Origin of the sequence: Burkholderia sp. Ac-20344 (assembly GCF_017104975.1) — a bacterium.
Taxonomy (GTDB): Bacteria; Pseudomonadota; Gammaproteobacteria; order Burkholderiales; family Burkholderiaceae; genus Burkholderia.
The window spans coordinates 1-22,917 of sequence record NZ_JAAGPP010000145.1 but is presented as its reverse complement, the minus strand read 5'-3'; the positions used below and the strand labels follow the sequence as shown (position 1 = coordinate 22,917).

Genomic DNA, 22,917 nt, shown 5'->3' with positions numbered 1-22,917 from the left:
ATGCTGGCCGGCCGAGCGCCGCGCCGCACGCGGCGACGAGTCCGGCGGCGTCGGCTTCCAGGGCCAGATCGGCGTCGAGCACGACCGCGCGGCGGCCGAGCGCCGCGACTTCGGCGACGAGCGCGTCGGCGGCCGCGCGCGGCGTGCCGGGGCTGCGCTGCAGCGCGACCTCCCAGCCGCGCCGGGCGAATCCCGTCGCGAGCGCACGACCGATCGACGCGGCGTCGGCCGCGCTGCCCAGGGCACCAGTGACGAGCGCCACGCGCTGGGTCGACGTATCGGCTGAAACGGTCATTTACAATGCCGGGATGAACCCGAAAGCTCACGAACCCGCTAGTTTACCTGCTCCCGGCCCTGACGCGCTTGCGCAGTCCGAAACCCTTGCCGCGCAACTGCGCGACGAGATCGCGGCGGCCGGCGGCTGGCTGCCGTTCGACCGCTTCATGGAGCGCGCGCTGTATGCGCCCGGCTTCGGCTATTACAGCGGTGGCGCGCGCAAGTTCGGGCGCCGCGCCGACGACGGCAGCGACTTCGTCACCGCCCCCGAGCTGTCGCCGCTGTTCGCGCAGACGCTCGCGCAACCGGTCGCGGAAGCGCTCGCGGCGAGCGGCACGCGTTGCGTGATGGAGTTCGGCGCCGGCACCGGCAAGCTCGCGGCCGGGCTGCTCGCGGCGCTCGACGCGCTGGAGGCCGGGCTCGACGAATACCTGATCGTCGACCTGTCCGGCGAGCTGCGCGAACGGCAGCGCGACACGATCACGGCCGCTGCGCCGGCGCTCGCCGCGAAGGTACGCTGGCTCGACGTGCTGCCCGAGCGGTTCGACGGCGTCGTGGTCGGCAACGAGGTGCTCGATGCGATGCCCGTGCGCCTGTTCGCGAAGGCGGGCGGCGCATGGCAGGAGCGCGGCGTCGCGCTCGACGCGCGGCAGGCGTTCGTGTTCGAAGACCGTCCGGCCGCGCCGGACGGCCTGCCGCCGGTGCTCGCGGGTCTTGACGACGCGGGCGACGGCTACGTGACCGAGACGCACGAGGCCGCGCTGGCGTTCACGCGCACCGTCTGCACGATGCTCGGGCGTGGGGCGGTGCTGCTGGTCGACTACGGCTTTCCCGCACACGAGTACTACCATCCGCAGCGCGACCGCGGCACGCTGATGTGCCACTACCGCCACCATGCGCACGACGATCCATTTCTGTACCCGGGGCTGCAGGACATCACCGCGCACGTCGAATTCACCGGCATCTACGACGCGGCCATCGCCACCGGTGCCGACCTGCTCGGCTACACGTCGCAGGCGCGCTTCCTGCTGAACGCGGGCATCACCGACGCGCTGTCGGCGATCGATCCGTCGGATATCCACGCGTTCCTGCCGGCCGCGAACGCGGTGCAGAAGCTGATCTCCGAAGCCGAGATGGGCGAGCTGTTCAAGGTGATCGCGTTCTCGCGCGGCATCGACGGCACGCTCGACGCGTTCGCGCGCGGCGACCGCTCGCACGCACTCTGACGGGAGCCGGTCATGCTGCGCTGGCTGTTGACGACGTTCATCGCGGTGATGATCCTGACGCGCTGCTGGCCGTGGCTCGGCAAGCTCGGCATCGGGCGGATGCCGGGCGACGTCACGCTGACGCTCGGCGGACGGCGCTACCCGTTCCCGTTCATGTCGACGCTGGTGTTGACGATGCTGCTATCGATGGTGGCGCGGCTGCTCTGAGCCGCGCCGAATAGGGGGCGGCGGGCGCTACAGCTCGATCTCGCCGAGGATCCGGTGCGCGAGCGCCTTCGCCTCGTCGAACGCTTCTTCCTCGCTGGGGCTCGTCGAGTGGACGTCGTAGCGCATGTTCTCGGTCTCGTCCCCGTCGTCCCGCGCGAGGATCACGTAACCCTGGAACTGCCCGTTGCCCGCATGCTGGGTATGCGCCTTGGCCGTGTAGATGCCCTTCGTGAACGTGTTCGTGTCCATCGTGCTCTCCCGCAAAAGGACACTTCATCGTAGCACTGCGGCGCAGCATGTACAGCGCCGCTTATCGGTGACCGAACGGCGCGCGGTTGCGGCGTCCGGTCACCCTTGCGGCGGTCAGCGTTCGATCAGCGCGACGACTTCGTCGAGCGTCGGCGCGTGCGCGCCCGTGTGCCGGCACGCCGCGGCGCCCGCCGCCAGCGCGAACACGAGATGCTCGCGCCACGATCGCTGCGGCGCCGCCATCAGGCTGAACAGCATGCCGCCGATCGACGCGTCGCCCGCGCCGACGGTGTCGGCCACCTCGACGCGCGGCGGGCTGGCTTCATGCACGTCGCCGTCCGCATAGAGCGTCGCCGCCTGCGCGCCGCGCGTGACGAGCACGGCCGCGCGCGGGTTCAGCGCCCGCACCGCGCCGATCGCGTCGGCGCCGTCGCCGCCGAACAGGTGCCGCAGGTCCTCGTCGGACACCTTCATCAGGTCGGCGAGCGCGGCCATCTTCTCCAGCGTTGGCCGGTACGCGGCCGTCATCAGGTTCCGGACGTTCGGGTCGAAGCTGATCTTCACGCCGCGCGCATGCAGGTCGGCCGCGAGGGCGGCCAGCGTGCCGGCGAGCGGTTCGCGCACGAGGCTGATGCAGCCGAAATGCGCCCATTTCACGTGATCGATCCAGCCGGCCGGCAGCCGTGCGGGATCGAACGCGAGGTCGGCGCTCGTTTCGCCGATGAAGAAGTACGCGGGCGGGCGCGTCTCGTGGACGATCGCGAGCAGCGGCGGCCGTGCGACGCGCTGCAGGAAGCGCAGATCGAGCCCGGCCGCCTCGCTCGTGCGCCACAGCACGTCGGAGAAGCAGTCTTCGCCGATCGAGCCCGCGAGCGCGCTCGGCACGCCGAGCCGCGCGACCGCACGCGCGACGTTCCAGCCGGCGCCGCCCGGCACCGATGCCCATTGCGCATCGCCCGCGCGCACCATGTCGGTCAGGATGTCGCCCGCCGACACGAAAGCCGGAAACAGGCCGCCACTCATTGCGTCGGCTCGCTGCGCTGCGCACGCGCGAGGGTCGCAAGCACGTCGTAGCACGCGCCCATCGTGTGATAGTCGGTCTTGCCGGCCGGGCTCTTCTCGTCGCTGTACTTGCGGTTGTCGCAGGTGAGGATCCGGTACCACGCGCCGTAGCGGTGATCGACGAAGTGCGCCCAGCTATAGCGCCAGATCTCGTCGTACCAGTCCCAGAAGCGCTCGCTGCCGGTGCGTGAGCCGAGCATCGCGGCGGCAGCGAAGGTTTCCGCCTGCACCCAAAAATACTTGTTGTGGTCGCAGATCGTGAAGTCGGGGCCGAAGCCGTAGTACAGCCCGCCGTGATCGGCATCCCACGCGTGCGTGAGCGCCGCGTCGAACAGCTCGGCCGCGCGCGGCACGAGCCAGTCGAGCGGGCGGTGCCGCTCGAGGATCAGCAGCAGCTTCGCCCATTCGGTCTGGTGCCCGGGCTGGAAGCCCCACGGGCGGAAGATGTTCGAGCTGTCTTCCTTGTTGTAGTCCCAGTCGACCGACCAGTCCGCATGATAGTGCTCCCACACGAGCCCGCCCGACAGCGCGGCCTGGCGCTGCGTGATGTGGGTCGCGAGCTTTTCCGCGCGATCGAGGTACGTGAGGTGGCCGGTCGCCTCGTAGGCCGCGAGCAGCGCCTCCGTCATGTGCATGTTCGCGTTCTGGCCGCGGTACGACGAGACGATCCAGTTTGGCGTCGCTTCGTCCGCATAGAGGCCCGCGGCCGCATCCCAGAAGCGGTGCTCGGCGAGCTCGTAGGTGGTCGCGATCAGCGGACGCGCCTCGTCGATGCCGGCCATCGTCGCGTGCGCGGCCGCGAGCAGCACGAACGCGAGCCCGTAGCAATGGCGCGTGCCGTCGAGCGTCTCGCGCTTCGCGCCGTCGCGCCAGTCGAGTTCCCAGTCGTAGCCCTGCAGTTCGTCGTCCCAGTGCGCGTCGCGCAGGAAGCGCAGCCCGTGGCGCGCGTAGTCCAGGTGACGCGGATCGCCGAAATGCCGGTATGCCATCGCGTAGTTGAAGACGAACCGGCAACTGCTGACGAGGTGCCGCGACGTGCGGTTGTAGATGCTGCCGTCGTCGCGGAAGTAGTGGTAGAAGCCGCCCGTCGGGTCGAACGCGTTCGTTGCGTAGAAGCGCAGCGTGTCCTCGATGTGCGACAGCAGGAACGACGGGTCGCGGAAACTCGCGACGAACGGCGCGGCTTGCGTGTGGGCGGCCGGCGCGGCCGTGCAGGGTTGGACCGGGGGCATGTTCATGATGATTCGGTAACCGTGGCGGTATCGAGCGCCGGGGAACCGGCGGGCTGGCTGCTGGCCCGCACGATCAGCTCGACGGGCAGGGAAATCTCGGTGCGCTCGGGCGCTTCCGCGAGCAGCAGCTCGACGCCGCGGCGGCCAAGCGCCTCCTTGTCGACCGCGAGCGTCGTGAGCGGCGGGCTCGCGTGCGCGGCGGCCGGGATGTTGTCGAAGCCGACGATCGCGATGTCGTCGGGAATGCGCAGCCCGCGCGCGGTGCAGACGCGCTGCGCGGCGAGCGCGGCCGCGTCGTTGTACGCGAAGACGGCTTCCGGGCGCGGGCCCGGCGCGTCGAGCAGCTGCTCCATCGCACGCGCGGCGCCCGTGTCGGGATCGAGCCCCGCGTCGATCGTCACTTCGTACGCGGGATCGAACAGCCGCCCGGCCTCGAAGAACGCGCGCCGGTAGCCGATCGCGCGTTGCGCGATGCTGTAGTGGGCGGGCGAGCCGCCGATGAACGCGATCCGCGTGCGGCCGGTGGCGAGCAGGTGGCGCATCGCGAGCGCCGCGCCCGTTGCGTTGTCGATGTTGACCGAGCGCAGGCCGGGCGCCCACAGGTCGATCAGCACGAGCGGCCGGCCGGTCGCGGCGAGCGCCTCGATCGTCTCGGGCTCGATGAAACCGGCCACCGCGATCGCGTCGGGCGCGTGCGGGCGCATCTGGCGCAGTACGTCGTCGTTCGGCCCGACCGTGAGCAGCGTCGGCACGATGCCGCGCTCGCGGCACGCGTCCTCGACGCCATGCAGCACGTGCGAGAAGAACGGGCTGGCCGGAAAGCGGTTGTGCTGGCGGTGCAGCAGGAAGGTGAGCCGGCGGATGCGCGGCCGCAGCTGCGCGGAATCGTAGCCGAGCCGCTGCGCGATCGCGACGATGCGCGCACGCGTGGCTTCGGACAGGCCCGGCTGGTTTTTCAGCGCGCGGGAGACGGTGCCGATCGAGACCTCTGCCGCCCGCGCCACATCGCGAATGGTGGTACCCATCGTTCGTTCGGGGTCCGGTTTGTTTAGGGTGGAGGCGATTGTATAGTAAAACGTACCGCGGAATTCGGGCCGGATAGCCGGGGAATACCCGGGAATTCCCGGTTTTTAAGCGCTAATCTGCGAAAACGCCGTTACTAAAAATACTAAACAAAACGCGAAAAAGGCAAGGTGGGCGTGAGGGGATCTGGCGAGCGGGAAGTGGCGGCAAGCGGGCCGGCTTCATGCATTGGTGCGCGCGTGCCCGGCGGCCTGATCAGGCCGCCGGGAAGGCGGGAAGGCGGGAAGGCGGGAAGGCGGGAAGGCGGGAAGGCGGGAAGGCGGGAAGGCGGGAAGGCGGGAAGGCGGGAAGGCGGGAAGGCGGGAAGGCGGGAAGGCGCCACCCGGTACCGTCCCGCCGCCCCGATCGTCAGCGCTTGCCCGCGCTCAGCACGCCGGGCGCCGATGCCGCGTCGCCCTCGTCGTGCTCGCCGCTCATGTCGCGCGCGCCCCAGCGCTGCGCGAGCGCCGCGCACGCCATCAGCTGGATCTGGTGGAACAGCATCAGCGGCAGCACGATCGCACCGACCGCGTTCGCCGAGAAGATCACCTTCGCCATCGGCACGCCGGCCGCGAGGCTCTTCTTCGAGCCGCAGAAGATGATCGTGATCTGGTCGGCGCGGTTGAAGCCGAGCCGCTTGCTGACGAACGCGGTCAGCAACAGCGCGATCGCGAGCAGCACGAGGTTGACGACGAGCAGGCCGCCGAGCGCGCGCGGCGGGATCTGGTGCCACAGGCCCTCGTTGACGGCTTCGCTGAATGCGACGTAGACGACCAGCAGGATCGAGCCCTGGTCGACGAAGCGCAGCACGCCGCGGTTGCGGTCGATCCAGCCACCGATCACGGGCCGCAGCAACTGGCCGGCGATGAACGGCACGAGCAGCTGCATCACGATGCTGCCGACGGTGCTCCACGGCGACGCGGCGGCCGCCGACTGCGACGTGATCATCAGCCCGACGAGCGCCGGCGTGACGAAGATCCCGAGCAGGCTCGACGCGGATGCCGCGCACACGGCGGCCGGCACGTTGCCCTTCGCGATCGACGTGAACGCGATCGACGACTGGACCGTCGACGGCAGCGTGCACAGGAACAGCACGCCCGCATACAGCGTCGGCGTGACGAGCGGCTGCAGCACGGGTTTCAGCGCGAGGCCGAGCAGCGGGAACAGCGCGAACGTGCTCAGCAGCACGACCGCATGCAGCCGCCAGTGGGTCGCGCCCGCGACGACGGCCTCGCGCGACAGCTTCGCGCCGTGCAGGAAGAACAGCAGGCCGACGGCGATGTTGGTCGCCCAGTTGAACGCGTGGGCGGCCGGGCCGCGGCACGGCAGCAGGCTCGCGAGCACGACGGTGCCGACGAGCGCGAGCGTGAAGTTGTCGGGAAGAAAACGGGGACGGGCCATCGGGAACTCGATTCGGAAGCGACGGAGGCGCGCGTCGCGCGCGCGGATGGCGTCATTGTCCCGGCTGGCGATTCACTACACAAATTCATTGTGGGAATCGATTGATGAATCAGTTTCATGCAACAGCGCTCACGGTACCGGCCCGGCCATGCGCAAAACGGCAGAAGAATGTTCTGCCCCGGTCGCCCGCCGAAGTGAAAAAACCTAGCAGTAACATGGTGTTACACCGATGCCGGCGACATAACACTTTTGGGCTCGACACGCTTTCGGCCTGCTCATAAATTACTGCTGAAAGCCTTGGGTCGGCCGAAAGGAGCCGGCGGCGGGCGTGGACAGGCACTGAACGATGACGGAACGGGTGAAACGGAAGATCGGACGATGGGTGGCAGGCGTGCTCGGCGCGTTGCTGATGCCGCTCGCGCTCGCGCAGCCGCCCCACGGCGGTCATGGGTTCGGCAGCCACGGCTTCGGTGGCGGCGACATGCGCGCGTACGGTCAGCCGGCTGGCGGTGCCCCCGTCTGGCGCCGCGTTGCGCCCCCTGCCGGCGCACGCGCCGGCGGCGTGAACGGCTACGGTTCCCGCTGGGGGCTGCGGCCGACACCGTCGTACGGCCATTACGCCGCGCAAAGCCCGTATCGCCCGATCAGCGCCGACGCGCGCCAGATGCCGCGCCCGTCGGGCGGCGGCAACGTGCCGCTGCGCGCCGGTTCGATCCGCGCCGACGTCGCGCGCTACAACGAGGAGCGCGGCGGCCGTCCGATGCCGCCCCCCCGCTCGCAGGAAGAGCCTGCACACTCGCCGTCTTTCTCCCCGTTCTACCGAAACTGAGCGCCCGCGCGCTCGTCCCTCCGCCGGCTGATGCGAATTCGCCACAGTCGCGCACAGATTTCCGCTGATTTTCCCGTCGCATTGCGCTATCTTTCGCGCCCGGCTCGCGTGCGCCACGCCGCCGTCCCGCCGTGCGACCGCGTTCACGCCAGGCCGCCGACGCGTACCCGGCCATGTATCAATTCCGCGAAGTTAATGCTGCCGCTATACCCGCAATAAGTGTGCGCAATTTTGACCGGACGAATGATCCGTAAAGATGGCTGCGCCCCATACGACGCAAGCACTCGGCTCCAAAAAACAACGCTCGCGCCACTTATCGACTACTCGACAAAATCTGGAGATCCAATGAAAGCATTCGCTCGCCGTGCGTCGCGCACGTCCGTCAAGCTGATCGCCGCGGCCGCCTGCGTGGCGGCTGCCGCACCCGTCCATGCGCAGTCGAGCGTGTCGCTCTACGGGCAGGTTGACGAATGGGTCGGCGCCACCAAGTTCCCGGGCGGCGACCGTGCGTGGAACGTGAGCGGCGGCGGCATGTCGACGTCGTACTGGGGTTTGCACGGCGCCGAGGATCTCGGCAACGGCTACAAGGCGATCTTCACGCTGGAAAGCTTCTTCCGCGCGCAGAACGGCCAGTTCGGCCGCTTCCAGGGCGACACGTTCTTCGCCCGCAACGCGTACGTCGGCATCGATTCGCCGTACGGTACGGTGACGGCCGGGCGCCTGACGACGCACCTGTTCCTGTCGACGATCCTGTTCAACCCGTTCTACGATTCGTACACCTTCTCGCCGATGGTGTACCACGTGTTCCTCGGCCTCGGCACGTTCCCGACCTACCCGAGCGACCAGGGCGCCGTCGGCGATTCGGGCTGGAACAACGCGCTGTCGTACACGTCGCCGTCGTTCGGTGGTCTGAATTTCGGCGCGATGTACGCGCTCGGCAACCAGGCCGGCGACAACGGCTCGAAGAAGTGGAGCGCGCAGTTCAACTATGCGAACGGCCCGTTCGCGGCGACCGCGGTCTACCAGTACGTGAACTTCAACAACGGCCCGCGTGACCTGAGCGCGCTGGTGGCCGGCATGAAGAGCCAGGGCATCGCGCAAGTCGGTGCGACCTACGACCTGAAGGTCGTGAAGCTGTTCGGCCAGTACATGTATACGAAGAATGACCAGGTCGCGGGCAGCTGGCACGTGAATACCGCGCAGGGCGGCGTGTCGGTGCCGCTCGGCGTGGGCAACGCGATGGCGTCGTACGCGTACTCGCGCGATTCGGGCGGCCTCGACCAGACGCGCCAGACCTGGGCCGTCGGCTACGACTATCCGCTGTCCAAGCGCACGGACGTCTACGCTGCGTACATGAACGATCACATCAGCGGCCTGTCGACCGGCAACACGTTCGGCACCGGCATCCGCGCGAAGTTCTGACGCACACGCACGATCGGTGCGCCGGACGCATGCGAAAAGTGCGTCCGGACTACATGTTTTTTCCGCCAGAACGGCGCCGCGATCCGCGGCGCCGTTTTGCCTTTGTTGACCTTTCTGTTTCCTCGCCTTTGTTACCCTATCTCGTAATTGGACCATTCCCCCGTCATTACGAGCTAGTTCGATGGATACCCTCGTCAGCATGAATGTGTTTCGCTACGTCGTCGAAGTGGGCAGCTTCGTCGGCGCGGCCGAGCGCATGCAGATGTCGGCTGCGATGGCGAGCAAGCACGTGATGCATCTCGAGCAGCAGCTCGGTGCGCGGCTGCTGCATCGCACGACACGACGCGTCGCCCCTACCGAGGCGGGACGCGAATACTATGAGCGCCTCGTGCAGGCGCTGTCGGAACTCGACGAAGCCGGGCAGGCCGTCGGCGCCGCGAGCGTGGTGCCGCAAGGCAGGCTGCGCGTCACGTCGCTGTCCGCGTTCGGGCTGCGGCACGTGATGCAGGCCGTCACCGATTATGCGGGCCGGTTCCCGGACGTGACCGTCGACATGACGCTGTCCGATCGCGTGGTCGACCTGATCGAGGAAGGCTACGACGTCGCGGTGCGTGCGGCGCCGAACGGATTGAAATCGTCGTCGCTGGTGGCGCGGCAGATCGCGACCGCGCACATCCTGCTGGTTGCGTCGCCCGAGTATCTCGAGAAGCACGGCACGCCCGAGACGATCGCCGATCTCGCGCACCACAACTACCTGCGGCGCGACTCGAATTCGACGATGCTCGACTCGCTGGTGATCGATGCGGCCGCCGCGTCGCGCGTGAACCTGAACGGCAACCTGATCGTGAATCACCTCGAAGGGCTGCGTGCGGCCGTGCTCGCGGGCGCGGGCATCGCGCTGCTCGGCACCGAGGTGGTCGGCGACGACATCGAGTCCGGCCGGCTCGTGCCGGTGCTGCTCGATGCGGTGCCGCCGCACGAAGCGCCGATCTATGCGGTGTATGCGAGCCGTCGTCACGTGTCCGCGAAGGTGCGTTCGTTCGTCGACTTCCTGGCGGCGCGTTTCGAAGGGCAGTCGCTGTGCCCGTCGATCGAATCGCGCCTGCGCGTGCTGCCGATTACGCGGATGAAGCGCGCGGTGTGAGCCGTGAATCCCGCTGCGGCGGGGGGACAAAAAAAGCGCGAACCGCTCTGCGATTCGCGCTTTTTGTTTTGTCCGACGGTATGCGCGCCGGTGGCGGCCGCGATGGCCGCCGCGTCCGTCAGCGCGGGATGCCGAGCCGCGCCTTCGCGTCGTCGTACTCGCGCTTCAGCCGCTCGACGAGCGCGCCCACGCTCGGCAGGTCGTCCATCAGGCCGACGCCCTGGCCGGCACCCCAGATGTCCTTCCACGCCTTGGTCTTGTCGCTGCCGAAATTCATCTTGGTCTTGTCGGATTCCGGCAGCGCGTCCGGATCGAGGCCGGCCTTCTCGATGCTCTCGCGAATGTAGTTGCCGTGCACGCCCGTGAAGAGGTTCGTGTAGATGATGTCCGACGATTTCGCGTTCACGATCGCGTGCTTGTAGTCGTCGATCGCGTGTGCTTCCTGCGTCGCGATGAAGCGCGTGCCCATGTACGCGAAATCGGCGCCCATCGCCTGCGCGGCGAGGATCGAGCCGCCGTTCGCGATCGAGCCGGACAGCACGATCGGGCCGTCGAAGATCTTGCGGACTTCGCCGACGAGCGCGAACGGCGACGTCGTGCCCGCATGGCCGCCTGCGCCGGCCGCGACGAGGATCAGCCCGTCGACGCCGGCTTCGAGCGCCTTCTGCGCGTGACGCAGGTTGATCACGTCGTGCAGCACGATGCCGCCGTAGCTGTGCACCGCGTCGACGATCTCGCGCGCCGGCGCGCGCAGGCTCGTGATGAAGATCGGCACCTGGTGCTCGACGCATACGCGCACGTCGTGCTCGAGCCGCGCATTCGACTGGTGGACGATCTGGTTGACCGCGATCGGGCCGATCACCGCGTCGGGGTGTTTCGCCTTGTGGTCGGCGAGCTCGGACTGGATCTGCGTGAGCCACTCGTCGAGCAGTTCGGCCGGGCGGGCATTGAGCGCGGGGAACGAGCCGACGATGCCCGCCTTGCATTGCGCGAGCACGAGTTCGGGGTAGCTGACGATGAACATCGGCGACGCGATGACGGGCAGCGTCAGGTTCTGCAGGACGGTGGGCAATGCCATGTGATGTCTCCAGTCTCCAGGGGCGGCCGCGCAGTCGCGCCGACGCCATGCTTTACGGTCGAACGGTCATTCGAGTGTAGCTGCGAAACGAGGTCGTCCCTATTAATACGAACGATCGTGCGATTCTACGCGAGCTTAACAAAATGCGCGGTGTGCCGGCAATCGAGTGAGTGTTCTCTTTCTACGGATTCTGGCTGTTGCCCCGCTGTGTAGATGCGCCAGCGCTCCTAAAATAGCCGCCATAACAAACCAACGAGAAACAAACCATGTCGTTTGAGGCGTTTGCACCGTTTCGCGTGACGGTGCAGGACACCGATATCTTCGGTGTCAAAGGAGGCGCGGGTCCGCCGCTCCTGTTGCTGCACGGACATCCGCAAACCCACATGATCTGGCATCGCGTTGCCGCGACGCTCGCGAATCACTTCACGGTGATCGCCACCGACCTGCGCGGTTACGGCGCATCGGGCAAGCCGCCGAGCGACGCGCAGCATGCGCCGTATTCGAAACGGGCGATGGCGGCCGACCAGGTCGCCGTGATGCGGCATTTCGGTTTCGAGCACTTCCATGTGTGCGCACACGATCGCGGCGCGCGGGTCGCACACCGGCTCGCGCTCGATCATCCGGACGCCGTCGAGCGGATGATGCTGCTCGACATCGCGCCGACGCTCGCGATGTACGAGAAAACCGATCGCGCGTTCGCGACCGCGTATTTCCACTGGTTCTTCCTGATCCAGCCGGAGCCGCTGCCCGAGACGCTGGTCGGCGGGCATACCGATGCGTACATCGAGCGCGTGATGGGCAACCGGTCCGCCGGGCTCGCGCCGTTCGCACCCGAGGCGCTCGCCGCGTACCGGGCGGCGCTCGCGCAGCCGGGCGCCGTGCATGCGATGTGCGAGGACTACCGTGCGTCCGCAACGATCGATCTCGAGCACGACCGTGCGGATCTCGAGCGCGGCAACAAGGTCGCGTGCCCGCTGCGCGTGCTGTGGGGCGAGAACGGGATCGTCGGCCGCTGCTTCGATCCGCTCGACGAATGGCGCCGCGTCGCGCGCGACGTCAGCGGCCGCGCGCTCGAGTGCGGGCACTACATTCCGGAAGAGGCGCCCGTCGCGCTGATCGACGAACTGCTCGCGTTCTTCGAGGCGCGCGACGCGGCCGCATGAGGGGGGCGTGCGGGCGGCGCGTGCCGCCCGCCGCTTAGCGCTGCGCGGGATCGCTTTCGACGAGGGGCGGCAGGCGGCGCGGCACCGGTGTCGATTTCACGATCGCGGTGCTCGTCTCGGCGCGCTCCGTCACTTTCGACAGGATGTCGTCGAGGTGCGCGATCGTGCGCAGGTAGAGCCGGCAGATGAAGCAGTCTTCGCCGGTGACCTTGTCGCACTCCACGAATTCGGGAATCCGCCGCAGCATCTCTTCGACGAGATGCAACTGGCCGGGCAACGGCTTCACGCGGACGATCGCCTGCAGCGTGTAGCCGAGCGCGCGCGGGTCGAGCTCGACGGTGAACGCGGCGATCACGCCTTGCGACTCGAGCCGCCGCACGCGGTCGGCGGTCGCGGGCGCCGACAGACCGATCTGCCGGGCGAGCTCGCTGGTCGCGATGCGCGCGTCGTCGGCCAGCGCCGCGAGGATCGCGCGGTCGGTCGCGTCGAGCGACGCGACGGCGGGCGGGGAAAGGCGTTTCGGCATGATCGCTTTGCTTTCGAAGGTGAATCGATGGATTCACTTCAGTTTAGCCGTGGTTGCCGCGAAAGCAAGTTTCTAGAATCGAAGTCATCCACTCTTCCGAACGGAGTTCACGATGGCTTCGAATGAAATTCGCCGCGGCGCCGCCGAGATGGTCGTCGCGATGATGATGTCCGGCACGATCGGCTGGCTCGTGATGTCGTCGCAGCAGCCGCTGACGAACGTCGTGTTCTTCCGCTGCCTGTTCGGTGCCGCGACGCTCGCGATCGTCTGCGCGGCGTTCGGCTTCCTGCGCCGCGCGCTGTTCTCGCCGCGGATGCTCGCGCTTGCGACGCTCGGCAGCGTCGCGATCGTCGCGAACTGGCTGCTGCTGTTCGCCGCCTATTCGCGCGCCTCGATCTCGATGGCGACCGCCGTCTACAACACGCAGCCGTTCATGCTCGTCGCGCTCGGCGCGATCGTGTTCCGCGAGCGGATCACCGCATCGACGCTCGCGTGGCTCGCGCTCGCATTCGTCGGGCTCGTCGCCGTGGTGCGTGTCGAGCCCGCCGTGCTCGCGGTGCCGGGCGAATATCTGGAAGGCGTCGCGCTGTCGCTCGGCGCGGCGTTCCTGTATGCGATCTCGTCGATCGTCACGAAGCACCTGAAGGGCACGCCCCCGCATCTGCTCGCGCTGTTGCAGGCCGGCCTCGGCGTCCTGCTGCTCGCGCCGTTCGCGCACTTCGGCGCGTTGCCGGCAACCGCCGCGCAATGGCTCGACCTCGTCGTGCTCGGCGTCGTGAACACGGGCCTGATGTATGTGCTGCTGTATGGCGCGATCCAGAAGTTGCCGACCGCGATGACCGGGGCGCTGTCGTTCGTCTATCCGGTCGTCGCGATCGTCGTCGATCGCGTCGCGTTCGGGCAGACGCTCGCGTGGACGCAGGTGGTCGGCGCGCTGCTGATCCTGCTCGCGGCGGCCGGCGTGAATCTCGGCTGGCGCATCGTGCCCGCGCGCCGCGCGGCAGTCGGCAACTGAAACGGTCGTACGATTCGGTGCCGCCGCGGAGCAGCGCGGCGGTTCGCCGAATGCGCATTTCAGGCATGCGTATTGCGCGCAGATGCCGAACGAAAGCGGTGTGCGCGCACGCGTGGAAGACGCTGTAAGAAGTTGTAGGGAAACACCCGATGCGATGCGGCTGCGTCGCTCGTATGATGCGGGCTGTGACGTTGATCACGTTCACAGGATTCCGATCTCATGCCGTTCGCCTGTCAGGCTGAACGGCATTTTTTTATGCGCCGCTCCTCGCCAGCAGGCGCCGCCGCGCATCGAGCCGCGCGAGCAACGCGCGCCTCGCGTCGTCGTCCGATGCACGCCACCCCTTGATCTCGTCGCGCGTGCGCAGGCAACCCGCACACCAGTCCGTGCGCGGATCGATCCGGCATACGTCGGTGCACGGCGACCCGACCGTTCCGACCGGCACCGGCACGTCGCTCATACGGGCTCCCGCAACGCGACGTCCGCGACGGGCGCGCCCGTCAGCGACACGAGTTCGTTCGGCGACAGGTTGAACACCGCGTGCGGATGGCCGGCGGCCGCCCACAGGCTGTCGAGCTCGAGCAGGTCGGCATCGATCAGCGTGACGGGTTCGACGAGATGCCCGATCGGGCAGACGCCGCCGATCGCATAGCCGGTGTTGTCGCGCACGAACTTCGCGTCCGCGCGGCCGACCGCGCCGACCTGCTCGGCGACCTTCTTCTCGTCGACGCGATTGACGCCGCTCGCGACCACGAGCACCGGCGCGCCGTCCGCCTGGCGGCGAAACAGGATCGACTTCGCGATCTGCGCGACCGAGCAGCCGAGCCCGGCCGCGGCCTCGGCCGACGTCTTGCCGGTTTCGGCGAGCATCACGATGCCTTTCGCATGGCCGCGCTCGCGCAGCAGCAGCGCGACGCGTCGCGCGGAATCGGGGAGGGAATCGAATGAAGCGGGTGTCGTCATGTTGAGGAATCCATCGAATACCGGGGTCATACGCAGTTCGCGGCGTCGGCCGCGCTCTGTGTCTTGGCGAGCAGTGCGCGACCGGCGCGCGATACGTTCGCGCGGCCGATCGCGTTCGAGATGAAGTCGCCGGCGGCGACGACCTGCGCGAGATCGACGCCGGTGTCGATGCCGAGGCCCTGCATCAGGTACAGCACGTCCTCGGTCGCGACGTTGCCGGTCGCGCCCTTCGCGTACGGGCAGCCGCCGAGGCCCGCGACCGACGCGTGGAAGATCTCGATCCCTTCGAACAGCGCCGCGTAGATGTTCGCGAGCGCCTGGCCGTAGGTGTCGTGGAAGTGGCCCGACAGGCGTTCGCGCGGGAACACGCGCGTGACGGCCGCGAGCACTTCGCGCGTGCGCTTCGGCGTGCCGACGCCGATCGTGTCGGCGATGTCGATCTCGTCGCAGCCGAGTGCCGCGAAGCGCTCGACGACGTCGACGACCGCGGCGACCGGCACGTCGCCCTGGTACGGGCAGCCGAGCGTGCACGACACGCTGCCGCGCAGCCGCAGGCCCGCATCCTTCGCCGCCTTCGCGACGGGCTCGAAGCGCGCGATGCTCTCGGCGATGCTGCAGTTGATGTTCCGCTGCGAGAACGCCTCGCTCGCTGCGCCGAAGATCACGACTTCGTCGGCGCGCGCGGCGACCGCATTCTCGAAGCCCTTCAGGTTCGGCGTGAGCACCGAGTACACGGTGCCCGCGCGGCGCTCGATGCCGGCCATCACGTCGGCGCCGTCGGCCATCTGCGGCACCCACTTCGGCGACACGAACGACGCGGCCTCGACGTTGCGGAAGCCGGCGTGCGACAGCCGGTCGACGAGCGCGATCTTCACGTCGGTCGGCACGAAGGTCTTCTCGTTCTGCAGCCCGTCGCGCGGGCCGACTTCGACGATCTTGACGGCGGTGGGGAACGTCATGGTTGTCTCCTGGTTTGCTTGTAGGTTCAGTAGCCGCGTGCGTAGTCGACGATGCCGCCGACGCGCTCGCCGCGCTCGAGCGCGCGGATCTTGCCCGCGATCTGCGCGATGGCTTCGTCGCGCAGCGTCTCGGCCGAGCTGTGCGGCGTGATCGTGATGCGCGGCGTGTGCCAGAACGGATGGTCTGCCGGCAGCGGCTCGCGATCGAACACGTCGAGCGTCGCGGCGGCGATCCGACCGTTCGAGAGCGCGTCGAGCAGGTCGGCCTCGACGAGATGCGCGCCGCGTGCGACGTTGACGACATACGCGCCGGGCGCGAGCCGCGCGAACGCGCGCGACGACAGGATGCCGTCGGTGTCGGGCGTGCTCGGCAGCAGGTTGACGAGTACCTTCGCGCCGTCGATGCAGGCATCGAACGCGCCGTCGCCGGCGAAGGTCGCGATGCCGTCGAGCTGCTTCGCGCTGCGGCTGTAGCCGCGCACGGGCAGGCCGAGTGCGGCGAGCGCGAGCGCGACCTGCGCGCCGAGCACGCCGAGGCCGAGCACGGCGACGGTGAAGCCTGCGCGCGCATGCGGTTCGAGCGGCTGCCAGCGGCGCTCGCGCTGCAATGCTTCGTATTCGTCGAAGCGGCGCAGGTAGCGGAGCACCGCGTGCGTCACGTATTCGACCATCTGCTGCGCCATGCCCGAATCTTCGAGCCGCACGAGCGGCACGTGCGGCGGCAGCGTGCCCGGATGCGCGTGCTCGAGCGCGAGCAGCGCGTCGACGCCGGCGCCGAGGTTGAAGATCGCGCGCAGGCCGTCGCGCGGGGTGAAGAATTCGCGCGGTGCGCGCCAGACGAGCGCGTAATCGGCGGCGGCCGTGTCGCCCGGCTGCCACGCGCGCAGTTCGGCTTCCGGCAGCGCCTGCGCGATCGCGTCGCGCCACGCGCCGGCTTCCTGGTGCGGGGAATGGAACAGGATCTTCATTGGACGATGGCGCGCGCGCCGGCGAGGCGCGTCACGGGAACGGCGAGCGGGGCCGGGCGCAGCGCGCCGGCGGGCGTAGCGGACATCGGACGTCTCCTGACGACCGGGCGCCCGGCGCGTCGGCGCCCGGCCCCGGTTCCGGGTGAAGCTGACGGGAAGCCCACATTCTACGGTTTCGCGGCGCATCGCGCGCCGGTGCTCGGGGCGGGCGACCGGCGTGGGTGGCCGCTTCCGGGGGGGGCGCCGTCGCGGATGGCCGCCCCCGCAAAAGCAAAGCACAAAATATTGGTTCGGCCGCCGGGGGCGCCGCGCCACAATCGAAGCCCGTCTTCAAGCAAGCGAGGGCAATCATGCGCGCATGCAGCAAATCGGCGTGGCCGCCGCGGCTCGTGACCGTTCCGGGCCTGCACGGCAGCGAAGGCGCTCACTGGCAGACCTGGCTCGAACGGCAGTTCCCGCGCTCGCTGCGCGTCGAGCAGGACGACTGGGACGCGCCCGATCTCGCGCGCTGGGCGCAATCGGTGCGCGCATTGCTCGACCGCGAACGCGGCCCGTTCGTGCTGGCCGCGCACAGCTTCGGCTGCCTCGCGGCCGCGCATGCGCTCGCGCAGTGGCCGCATACCGGCGATGTCGCGGGCGTGCTGCTCGTCGCGCCCGCCAGTCCGAAGAAATTCACGTTTGCCGGGCCGTTCGACGCGCGCCGGCTCGCCGTGCCGTCGATCGTGATCGGCAGCGAGACCGATCCGTGGATGCCGCTCGGCGACGCGCGTACGCTCGCGCAGCACCTGGGCAGCGCGTTCGTGAACCTTGGCGACGCCGGCCACATCAACACCGCGTCCGGCTTCGGGCCGTGGCCGCGCGCGAAGTACTTCATCGACACGCTCGTCCACTGCGCGGCACCGCTGCGCTTTCGCGATGCGGACGACGGCTTCGAAGCCGTGCTCGTCGACCGCGCGCTCGCGCACGCGATCTGACGAGCCGGGCGGGCGGCACGCGCGGCACGGCGGGTGCCGTGGCACGCCGCGCCGTCGCGCCTACGCCGCGGAGACGGGCCGCACTGCGGCCGGATCCGAATAGCTCGGCCGGCCGTTCTCGACATGGCCCGCGAAACGGCGCGAGAAGGTACCGGCCGCGCCGTCGCTCACCGTCACGTCATACCATTGGTGGCTCGACGCGAGCATCCACTGCTCGACGCGCTCGTCACCGCCATGCAGCGTCACCTGCCGCGACGGCGCGCCGTACGCGTTGTCGGTCAGCGTCAGCGTGACGTGAGCCCCGCCGTGGTTGCGCAGCTTCAGGTACAGGTTCCCGTTCGCGACGTCGTAGCCGGCCTTCACTTCCGGCTGCGCCGGGTTGCGATGTGGCGCGGCCGGGGCCGACTCGTTGCCCGAGAACACGCGCACGAAGCCGTTCGGCCCGTACACCGCGAACGTGTATGCACCGTTCGTCACCGTCAGGTCGAAGTCCGCATGCAGCACGCGGCGTGCGCCGACCGTGTAGCGCCACGGGCCGTCGGTGCGGTTCGTCGCATACACGTGGAAGTGCGCGCCCTGGTTGCCGCGGTTCGCGAATTCGATGCGCAGTCGGGTCCCGCCGTAGATGCTCGCGTTCACGTGCAGCTCGTACGGCAGCGCACGCGCCGGCCGCACGCCGGGCTCCTGCGGGTCGACCGGCGACGGCGTCGCAGGCACGGTCGGCGCGGGCTGCGACGTGCACTGCTGGTCGGCGATCGAGCGGTACTGGCTCGTGTCGGGCAGCGGCGGGAACGACGCGTCGGACGAGCGGAAGTCGAAGGTGGCGGTGAGGTCGCCGCACACCGTGCGGCGCCACGGCGTGATGTTCGGTTCGTCGATGCCGAAACGCTCGCCGATGAAGCGGATCACCGACGTGTGGTCGAACACCTGCGAGCACACGAAGCCGCCCTTCGTCCACGGCGACACGACCGTCATCGGCACGCGCGGCCCGAGGCCGTACGGCAGGCCGTCGGCCGTGTAGCTGCCGCCGCGGCCGGGGTTCACGACCGTGTGCAGCTCGCCGTCGGTCGTCACGGTCGACGCGCCCTGCGCGGCCGACGTCGGCGGCTGCGGCGGCACGATGTGGTCGAAGAAGCCGTCGTTCTCGTCGTACATGATGAACAGCACGGTCTTGCGCCAGACGTCCGGGTTCGACGTGAGCGCGTCGAGGATCTGCGACGTGTAGTTCGCGCCGTACGCGGGCGTGTATTTCGGATGCTCCGAGAACGCCGCGGGCGGGCACAGCCACGACACCTGCGGCAGCCGGTCGTTGATCACGTCGTCCTTCAGGTTGTCGAGCGTGCGCACCGTCTGCGCGCGCTGGTACAGCGACGAACCCGGCTTCGCGTTGATGAAGTTCGCGAAGTTCTGCAGCACGTTCGTGCCGTAGTTGCCGTTGTACGGGTCGTTGCCCGTCGTGCCCTGCTGGTAGATCTGCCACGACACGCCGTGCGCTTCGAGACGCTCGGGAAAGGTCGTCCACGACAGCAGCGGGTAGGCGGGCGGCCCGTCGCCGTCGACGTAGTCGCTGTTGTCGAGCAGCGGGCCGCCGAACTTGCCGGTTGGGTCGACGGTGCCCGTCATCAGGTACGAGCGGTTCGGGTGCGTTGGCCCCGGCAGCGAGCAGAAGTAGTTGTCGCACACGGTGAACGCATCGGCGAGCGCGTAGTGGAACGGGATGTCCTCGCGCACGTGATAGCCCATCGTCATGTCGGTCTTGTTCGCGGGCCACTGGTCGTAGCGGCCGCCGTCGATTGCCGCGTGCGTCTTGTACCACGAGTGGTCGAGGTCGCCGACGCACTGTGCGCTCGTCGTCAGCGTGTTCAGCCGGAACGGCAGCACCGGCTTGCGCGGGTCGGCCTTCGACGGCTGGTACCACACCGGCTTGCCGTTCGGCAGCGGGATCGGGAAGCGGTCGTTGTAGCCGCGCACGCCGCGCAGGTGTCCGAAGTAATGATCGAACGAGCGGTTTTCCTGCATGAACACGACGATGTGCTCGACATCGCGGATCGTGCCGGTGCCGCGCGCGGCGGGAATCGCGAGTGCGCGGCGGATCGATTCGGGGAAGGCGTTGAGCGCAACGGCGGCGCCCGCGGATTGTGCGACGGTATGCAGGAAACGGCGGCGGCTCGATGACGTCATGTTATTTCACCTCGGTTCTGCGGTCGGGGGACGGAAGCGGCGGGATCAGCCGGGCGACGACGCGGCGGCACTCGACGCGGCCGCGTTCGCTGCGTTCGCCGCGGGCTTCGCGTCGTCGTCGTCATCGGGCGGGTAGTGCACGACGGGCGGCGCGAGCGGCGCGGCATCGGACGCGGCAGCGTTCGCGGCGGCATCGTTGTTGAATGCGCTGGCGGAGCCGGCCGATGCACCGGCCTGTTGCGACGCATCGGTCGCGTGTGCGTCGTGCGGCGCGTCGTCGCTGCAGGCGGCGACGAAAGCGGCGGCACAAAGAACGACGACGGAAACGCGACGCATGACTTCTCTCCTGGCAGGCTGATCGGGAAACGTTTTCGAGTATGCCGGTGCGATGCGACGTTTCGGTGAATCGTTTGCGACCGGCGCGTGATCGCGAAATGCTTTCGATAGCCTGACCCGTCGCTTGCACGAGGGTGCGGGGATGCAAAATTTCCCGGCGCGCTGTGGCGGCCGGGCCGCTTCATCGGCGATCCCGCCCTGCACGGCGAGGTCAGCGCGCACGGGCGAGGCACGATCGAAGCGGCGAACGAGACGATCGAAGCCGCGCTTGCCGACGGCCGTCGGTGGGCCGAGCCGGGCGCGCATTCGATCGTCGATCCGTTCCTGCTCGTGCTGTATCGCTGGGGCGTCGCGATCGGGCTCGACATGACGCGGCATCCCGCGTGGACCGCCCACGCGCAGCGCGAGGCCGAACGGCCCGCCGCGCGGCGGGCGCTGGCGCGCGAAACAGTCTGACTGGGGCTGAGGCGCGGGCGTCATGGCGTGGGCCGCGATGCCCGCATGCAACGCGCGGCCGCTAGCGCGCGGCGAACAGCGGATAGGTCGTGCCCGCGACCAGTGCCGCCGCGAGCCACACCACGCTCCACGAACTGATGGCGAGCAGCGCCGGAATGGCGAGCGGCGTCGCGAACAGCCCGAGGTAGACGATGGTGTTCGCCATCCCGAGCGCGGTGCCCGCATGGTTCGCACCCGCAAGCGTCGCGAGCTCCGTGTACGCGACGCCGTGCCATGCCGACACGCAGATGCCGGCGAACACGAGAATCACGACGATCGCGGCGAGCGGTACCTGCGGGCTGCCGGCCGTCGCGGCCGCGAGCAGCGCGAACGAGCCGGCCGCGACGAGCACCGAACCGCGCAGGTACGCGCGCCGGTTGCCGTGCCGGTCGGTATGGCGGCCGCTCCAGACGCGCATCACCATCGCGCCGAACTGCAGCACGACCATCGCCGTGCTGATGCCGGCGAGGCCGAGCCGGCCGAAGTCGTGCAGGAACACCGTCGCGAACGTGAGCACCGCGAACTGCGGCGCGCACAGTGCGCCGATGCCGAGCACGATGCGCCACACGGGGCCGCTCGTCAGCGGGCCGCCGGTGCGCAGGGCAGCCCGATGCGGCTGCCCGGTCGCACGTGTCGCGGCGATGTCCACGGCGGCCGGTGCGGGGGGCGGCTCGTGCAGCCAGCGCCAGGTCAGTGCCGCCGATCCCGCGCACAGCAGCATCAGCGCGCCGAATACCGCGGCAAAGCCCAGGTGCGACGCGAGCGACGGCAGCAGCGCCGCGCCGATGCCGCCGCCGAGCGGCACGGCCGTCTGGCGGATGCTCATCGCGAGCCCGCGTTCGCGCTCGCCGAACCAGCGCATCACCGCGCGCCCGCTCGACCCGTTCACGCTGCCGCCGAGCAGGCCGACGCAGCACATCGCCACGACGACCCGCATCAGCGGCGGCACGCCGTGCGCGGTCGGGACGATCGTGCACACCATCAGCGCGAACATCGCGGCCGTCGCGACGAGCCCGGCGAGCAGCACGCGGCGGTCGCCGAAGCGGTCGGCGGCCATCCCCCACGGCAGCTCGGACAGCGCGACGCCGAAGCCGAGCGCGCCGAGCACGAGGCCGAGTGCGCCGTTGTCGAGGTGATAGGCCGAGCGCATCCACACGGCCGTGGTCGGAATGCCCGCCGCTGCGGCCGAAAAGCTCATGTTCGCGGCGACGCCGGCGGCCAGCACGCGCCAGCGATGGCCCGGGCCGCGTGCATCGCGGGCGGGCGAGGAGGGAGAAGCGACGTACGAGGTATCCATGACGGCAGGCCCGGTTGGAAATTGACATCGACAGTCTGGCGACCTACATTCATCCTGAAAATCGGAAAGTTTTTGATGAATCGTTCGATGAAACAGGATGATCGATATGGCCGGGCAACACATTCCGCGTGGCGACGGCGAGTCGCTCGCACTGGCCGATGCCGCGCTGGCGCGGCCCAACTTCGACGTGGCGGCGTTGCGCAGCCTCGTCGCGGGTGTGGATCTCGGCAGTTTTGCGAAGGCGGCCGACCGCGTCTCGCGCTCGTCGTCGGCGGTGAGCGCGCAGATCCGCAAGCTCGAGGAGCAGGCCGGTACGCCGCTGTTCGTGAAAGCCGGGCGCGGGCTTGCGCTGACCGACGCCGGCGACGCGATGCTGCGCTATGCGCGCCGGATGATCGAGCTGAACGACGAGGCGGCCGCGGCCGTGCGCGGCATGAATCTCGATGGCTGGGTGCGCGTCGGGCTGCAGGAGGATTTCGGCGAGGCGATTTTGCCCGACGTGCTCGGGCGGTTCGCGCGCGCGCATCCGAAGGTGCGGATCGAGGCGCGCGTGGCGCGCAATGCCGATTTGCTCGACCGGCTCGACGCGAACCAGCTCGATCTCGCGCTGGTGTGGGGCGATCCGGCATCGGCGGCGCTGGTCGCGCGCGCGGGAGTCGACAGCGAAGTGATCGCGCAGGTGCCGATGCAGTGGGTCGGGGCGGCGGGCTTGGGCGCGAGCGGCTTCGGCACGCCGGGCGGGGGCGGCACGGATGCCGATGCGGCGCAGGCGCCGCGCGGCGAAACGGGCATCGGTGCAATGGCCGGGCCGGGCGAGCCGTTGCCGCTCGCCGTGTTCGACCGGCCGTGCCG

At 69.1% G+C, this 22,917-nt stretch carries 23 protein-coding genes and 2 pseudogenes; 10 read left to right on the top strand and 15 right to left on the bottom strand.

Translation table 11 applies throughout. The annotated features are described in order from the left end of the window. A pseudogene (locus G3N64_RS32050) lies at positions 1-295 on the bottom strand (short-chain dehydrogenase); the annotation flags it as partial. Positions 296-308: 13 nt separating this feature from the next. Here G3N64_RS32050 and G3N64_RS32045 point away from each other — a divergent pair. Both G3N64_RS32045 and G3N64_RS32040 read left to right on the top strand, forming a co-directional pair. Then, positions 309-1,502: an SAM-dependent methyltransferase gene (locus G3N64_RS32045; RefSeq protein WP_205787755.1), complete on the top strand. Its 1,194-nt coding sequence runs from the start codon at positions 309-311 to the stop codon at positions 1,500-1,502. Between the two features lie 12 nt (positions 1,503-1,514). Continuing rightward, positions 1,515-1,709: a DUF2905 domain-containing protein gene (locus tag G3N64_RS32040; protein WP_006477606.1), complete on the top strand. Its 195-nt coding sequence runs from the start codon at positions 1,515-1,517 to the stop codon at positions 1,707-1,709. Between the two features lie 27 nt (positions 1,710-1,736). Here the strand turns inward: G3N64_RS32040 and G3N64_RS32035 are convergent, their stop codons facing one another. The 5 genes from G3N64_RS32035 to G3N64_RS32015 form a co-directional block, all read right to left on the bottom strand. Next, complete coding sequence (locus G3N64_RS32035; RefSeq protein ID WP_096508285.1) at positions 1,737-1,958, bottom strand: hypothetical protein; 222 nt, start codon at positions 1,956-1,958, stop codon at positions 1,737-1,739. A 114-nt stretch (positions 1,959-2,072) separates the two neighbouring features. Next, complete coding sequence (locus G3N64_RS32030; protein ID WP_205787754.1) at positions 2,073-2,981, bottom strand: carbohydrate kinase; 909 nt, start codon at positions 2,979-2,981, stop codon at positions 2,073-2,075. Then, positions 2,978-4,258 carry an AGE family epimerase/isomerase gene (locus tag G3N64_RS32025; protein WP_205787753.1) on the bottom strand — a complete coding sequence of 427 codons (1,281 nt, stop codon included), beginning with the start codon at positions 4,256-4,258 and terminating at the stop codon, positions 2,978-2,980. Before G3N64_RS32025 ends, G3N64_RS32030 begins: the two co-directional genes overlap by 4 nt. Beyond that, on the bottom strand, positions 4,255-5,277 hold the full coding sequence (locus G3N64_RS32020; protein ID WP_205787752.1) for a LacI family DNA-binding transcriptional regulator: 1,023 nt from the start codon (positions 5,275-5,277) through the stop codon (positions 4,255-4,257). The genes G3N64_RS32025 and G3N64_RS32020 overlap by 4 nt, the downstream gene beginning before the upstream one ends. A gap of 406 nt (positions 5,278-5,683) precedes the next feature. Next, entirely contained in the window at positions 5,684-6,715 is a 1,032-nt protein-coding gene (locus tag G3N64_RS32015) for a bile acid:sodium symporter family protein (protein WP_205787751.1), read from the bottom strand. Positions 6,716-7,061: 346 nt separating this feature from the next. Between G3N64_RS32015 and G3N64_RS32010 the strand changes: the two genes are divergently transcribed. The 3 genes from G3N64_RS32010 (at position 7,062) to G3N64_RS32000 (ending at position 10,110) form a co-directional block, all read left to right on the top strand. Beyond that, positions 7,062-7,544 (top strand): peptide-binding protein, encoded by a 483-nt coding sequence (locus tag G3N64_RS32010; RefSeq protein ID WP_205787750.1) that lies wholly within the window; start codon positions 7,062-7,064, stop codon positions 7,542-7,544. Positions 7,545-7,889: 345 nt separating this feature from the next. Further along, entirely contained in the window at positions 7,890-8,966 is a 1,077-nt protein-coding gene (locus G3N64_RS32005; RefSeq protein WP_205787749.1) for a porin, read from the top strand. 181 nt (positions 8,967-9,147) lie between these two features. After that, positions 9,148-10,110 carry a LysR family transcriptional regulator gene (locus G3N64_RS32000; protein ID WP_085042743.1) on the top strand — a complete coding sequence of 321 codons (963 nt, stop codon included), beginning with the start codon at positions 9,148-9,150 and terminating at the stop codon, positions 10,108-10,110. Between the two features lie 118 nt (positions 10,111-10,228). Here the strand turns inward: G3N64_RS32000 and G3N64_RS31995 are convergent, their stop codons facing one another. Next, positions 10,229-11,188 carry a nitronate monooxygenase family protein gene (locus tag G3N64_RS31995; protein ID WP_205787748.1) on the bottom strand — a complete coding sequence of 320 codons (960 nt, stop codon included), beginning with the start codon at positions 11,186-11,188 and terminating at the stop codon, positions 10,229-10,231. Between the two features lie 266 nt (positions 11,189-11,454). On the opposite strand from G3N64_RS31995, the gene G3N64_RS31990 reads away from it, so the two are divergent. After that, on the top strand, positions 11,455-12,351 hold the full coding sequence (locus G3N64_RS31990; RefSeq protein WP_205787747.1) for an alpha/beta hydrolase: 897 nt from the start codon (positions 11,455-11,457) through the stop codon (positions 12,349-12,351). Positions 12,352-12,385: 34 nt separating this feature from the next. Here the strand turns inward: G3N64_RS31990 and G3N64_RS31985 are convergent, their stop codons facing one another. After that, complete coding sequence (locus tag G3N64_RS31985) at positions 12,386-12,877, bottom strand: Lrp/AsnC family transcriptional regulator (RefSeq protein WP_205787746.1); 492 nt, start codon at positions 12,875-12,877, stop codon at positions 12,386-12,388. A gap of 112 nt (positions 12,878-12,989) precedes the next feature. Here G3N64_RS31985 and G3N64_RS31980 point away from each other — a divergent pair, with 112 nt between their 5' ends. Continuing rightward, positions 12,990-13,892 carry a DMT family transporter gene (locus G3N64_RS31980; protein WP_205787745.1) on the top strand — a complete coding sequence of 301 codons (903 nt, stop codon included), beginning with the start codon at positions 12,990-12,992 and terminating at the stop codon, positions 13,890-13,892. A 253-nt stretch (positions 13,893-14,145) separates the two neighbouring features. Here the strand turns inward: G3N64_RS31980 and G3N64_RS31975 are convergent, their stop codons facing one another. The 4 genes from G3N64_RS31975 to G3N64_RS31960 are packed head-to-tail and all read right to left on the bottom strand — an operon-like array spanning position 14,146 to position 16,782. Continuing rightward, complete coding sequence (locus tag G3N64_RS31975; RefSeq protein ID WP_085042738.1) at positions 14,146-14,352, bottom strand: DUF1289 domain-containing protein; 207 nt, start codon at positions 14,350-14,352, stop codon at positions 14,146-14,148. Then, entirely contained in the window at positions 14,349-14,855 is a 507-nt protein-coding gene (locus G3N64_RS31970) for a YbaK/EbsC family protein (RefSeq protein ID WP_205787744.1), read from the bottom strand. Before G3N64_RS31970 ends, G3N64_RS31975 begins: the two co-directional genes overlap by 4 nt. Before the next feature lie 26 nt (positions 14,856-14,881). Beyond that, entirely contained in the window at positions 14,882-15,814 is a 933-nt protein-coding gene (locus tag G3N64_RS31965) for a hydroxymethylglutaryl-CoA lyase (protein WP_205787743.1), read from the bottom strand. 26 nt (positions 15,815-15,840) lie between these two features. Beyond that, positions 15,841-16,782 (bottom strand): glyoxylate/hydroxypyruvate reductase A, encoded by a 942-nt coding sequence (locus tag G3N64_RS31960; RefSeq protein WP_205787742.1) that lies wholly within the window; start codon positions 16,780-16,782, stop codon positions 15,841-15,843. 350 nt (positions 16,783-17,132) lie between these two features. Here G3N64_RS31960 and G3N64_RS31950 point away from each other — a divergent pair, with 350 nt between their 5' ends. Continuing rightward, positions 17,133-17,756 (top strand): alpha/beta hydrolase, encoded by a 624-nt coding sequence (locus G3N64_RS31950; RefSeq protein ID WP_205787741.1) that lies wholly within the window; start codon positions 17,133-17,135, stop codon positions 17,754-17,756. A 60-nt stretch (positions 17,757-17,816) separates the two neighbouring features. On the opposite strand, the gene G3N64_RS31945 is transcribed toward G3N64_RS31950, so the two are convergent. Both G3N64_RS31945 and G3N64_RS31940 read right to left on the bottom strand, forming a co-directional pair. Further along, a complete protein-coding gene (locus tag G3N64_RS31945) occupies positions 17,817-19,937 on the bottom strand; it encodes a phospholipase C, phosphocholine-specific (protein WP_205787740.1) in 2,121 nt (706 codons plus the stop codon). A gap of 45 nt (positions 19,938-19,982) precedes the next feature. Beyond that, positions 19,983-20,273, bottom strand: coding sequence for a hypothetical protein (locus G3N64_RS31940; protein ID WP_205787739.1), 291 nt, complete (start codon positions 20,271-20,273; stop codon positions 19,983-19,985). A gap of 156 nt (positions 20,274-20,429) precedes the next feature. Here G3N64_RS31940 and G3N64_RS31935 point away from each other — a divergent pair. Continuing rightward, a pseudogene (locus tag G3N64_RS31935) lies at positions 20,430-20,729 on the top strand (glutathione S-transferase); the annotation flags it as partial. Positions 20,730-20,790: 61 nt separating this feature from the next. On the opposite strand, the gene G3N64_RS31930 reads toward G3N64_RS31935, so the two are convergent. Then, the gene (locus G3N64_RS31930) at positions 20,791-22,065 is read right to left on the bottom strand and encodes an MFS transporter (protein ID WP_205787738.1); all 1,275 of its coding nucleotides are present in this window, start codon (positions 22,063-22,065) and stop codon (positions 20,791-20,793) included. A gap of 106 nt (positions 22,066-22,171) precedes the next feature. Between G3N64_RS31930 and G3N64_RS31925 the strand changes: the two genes are divergently transcribed. Continuing rightward, the coding region (locus tag G3N64_RS31925; RefSeq protein WP_205787737.1) for a LysR family transcriptional regulator at positions 22,172-22,917 on the top strand (746 nt) is incomplete at its 3' end.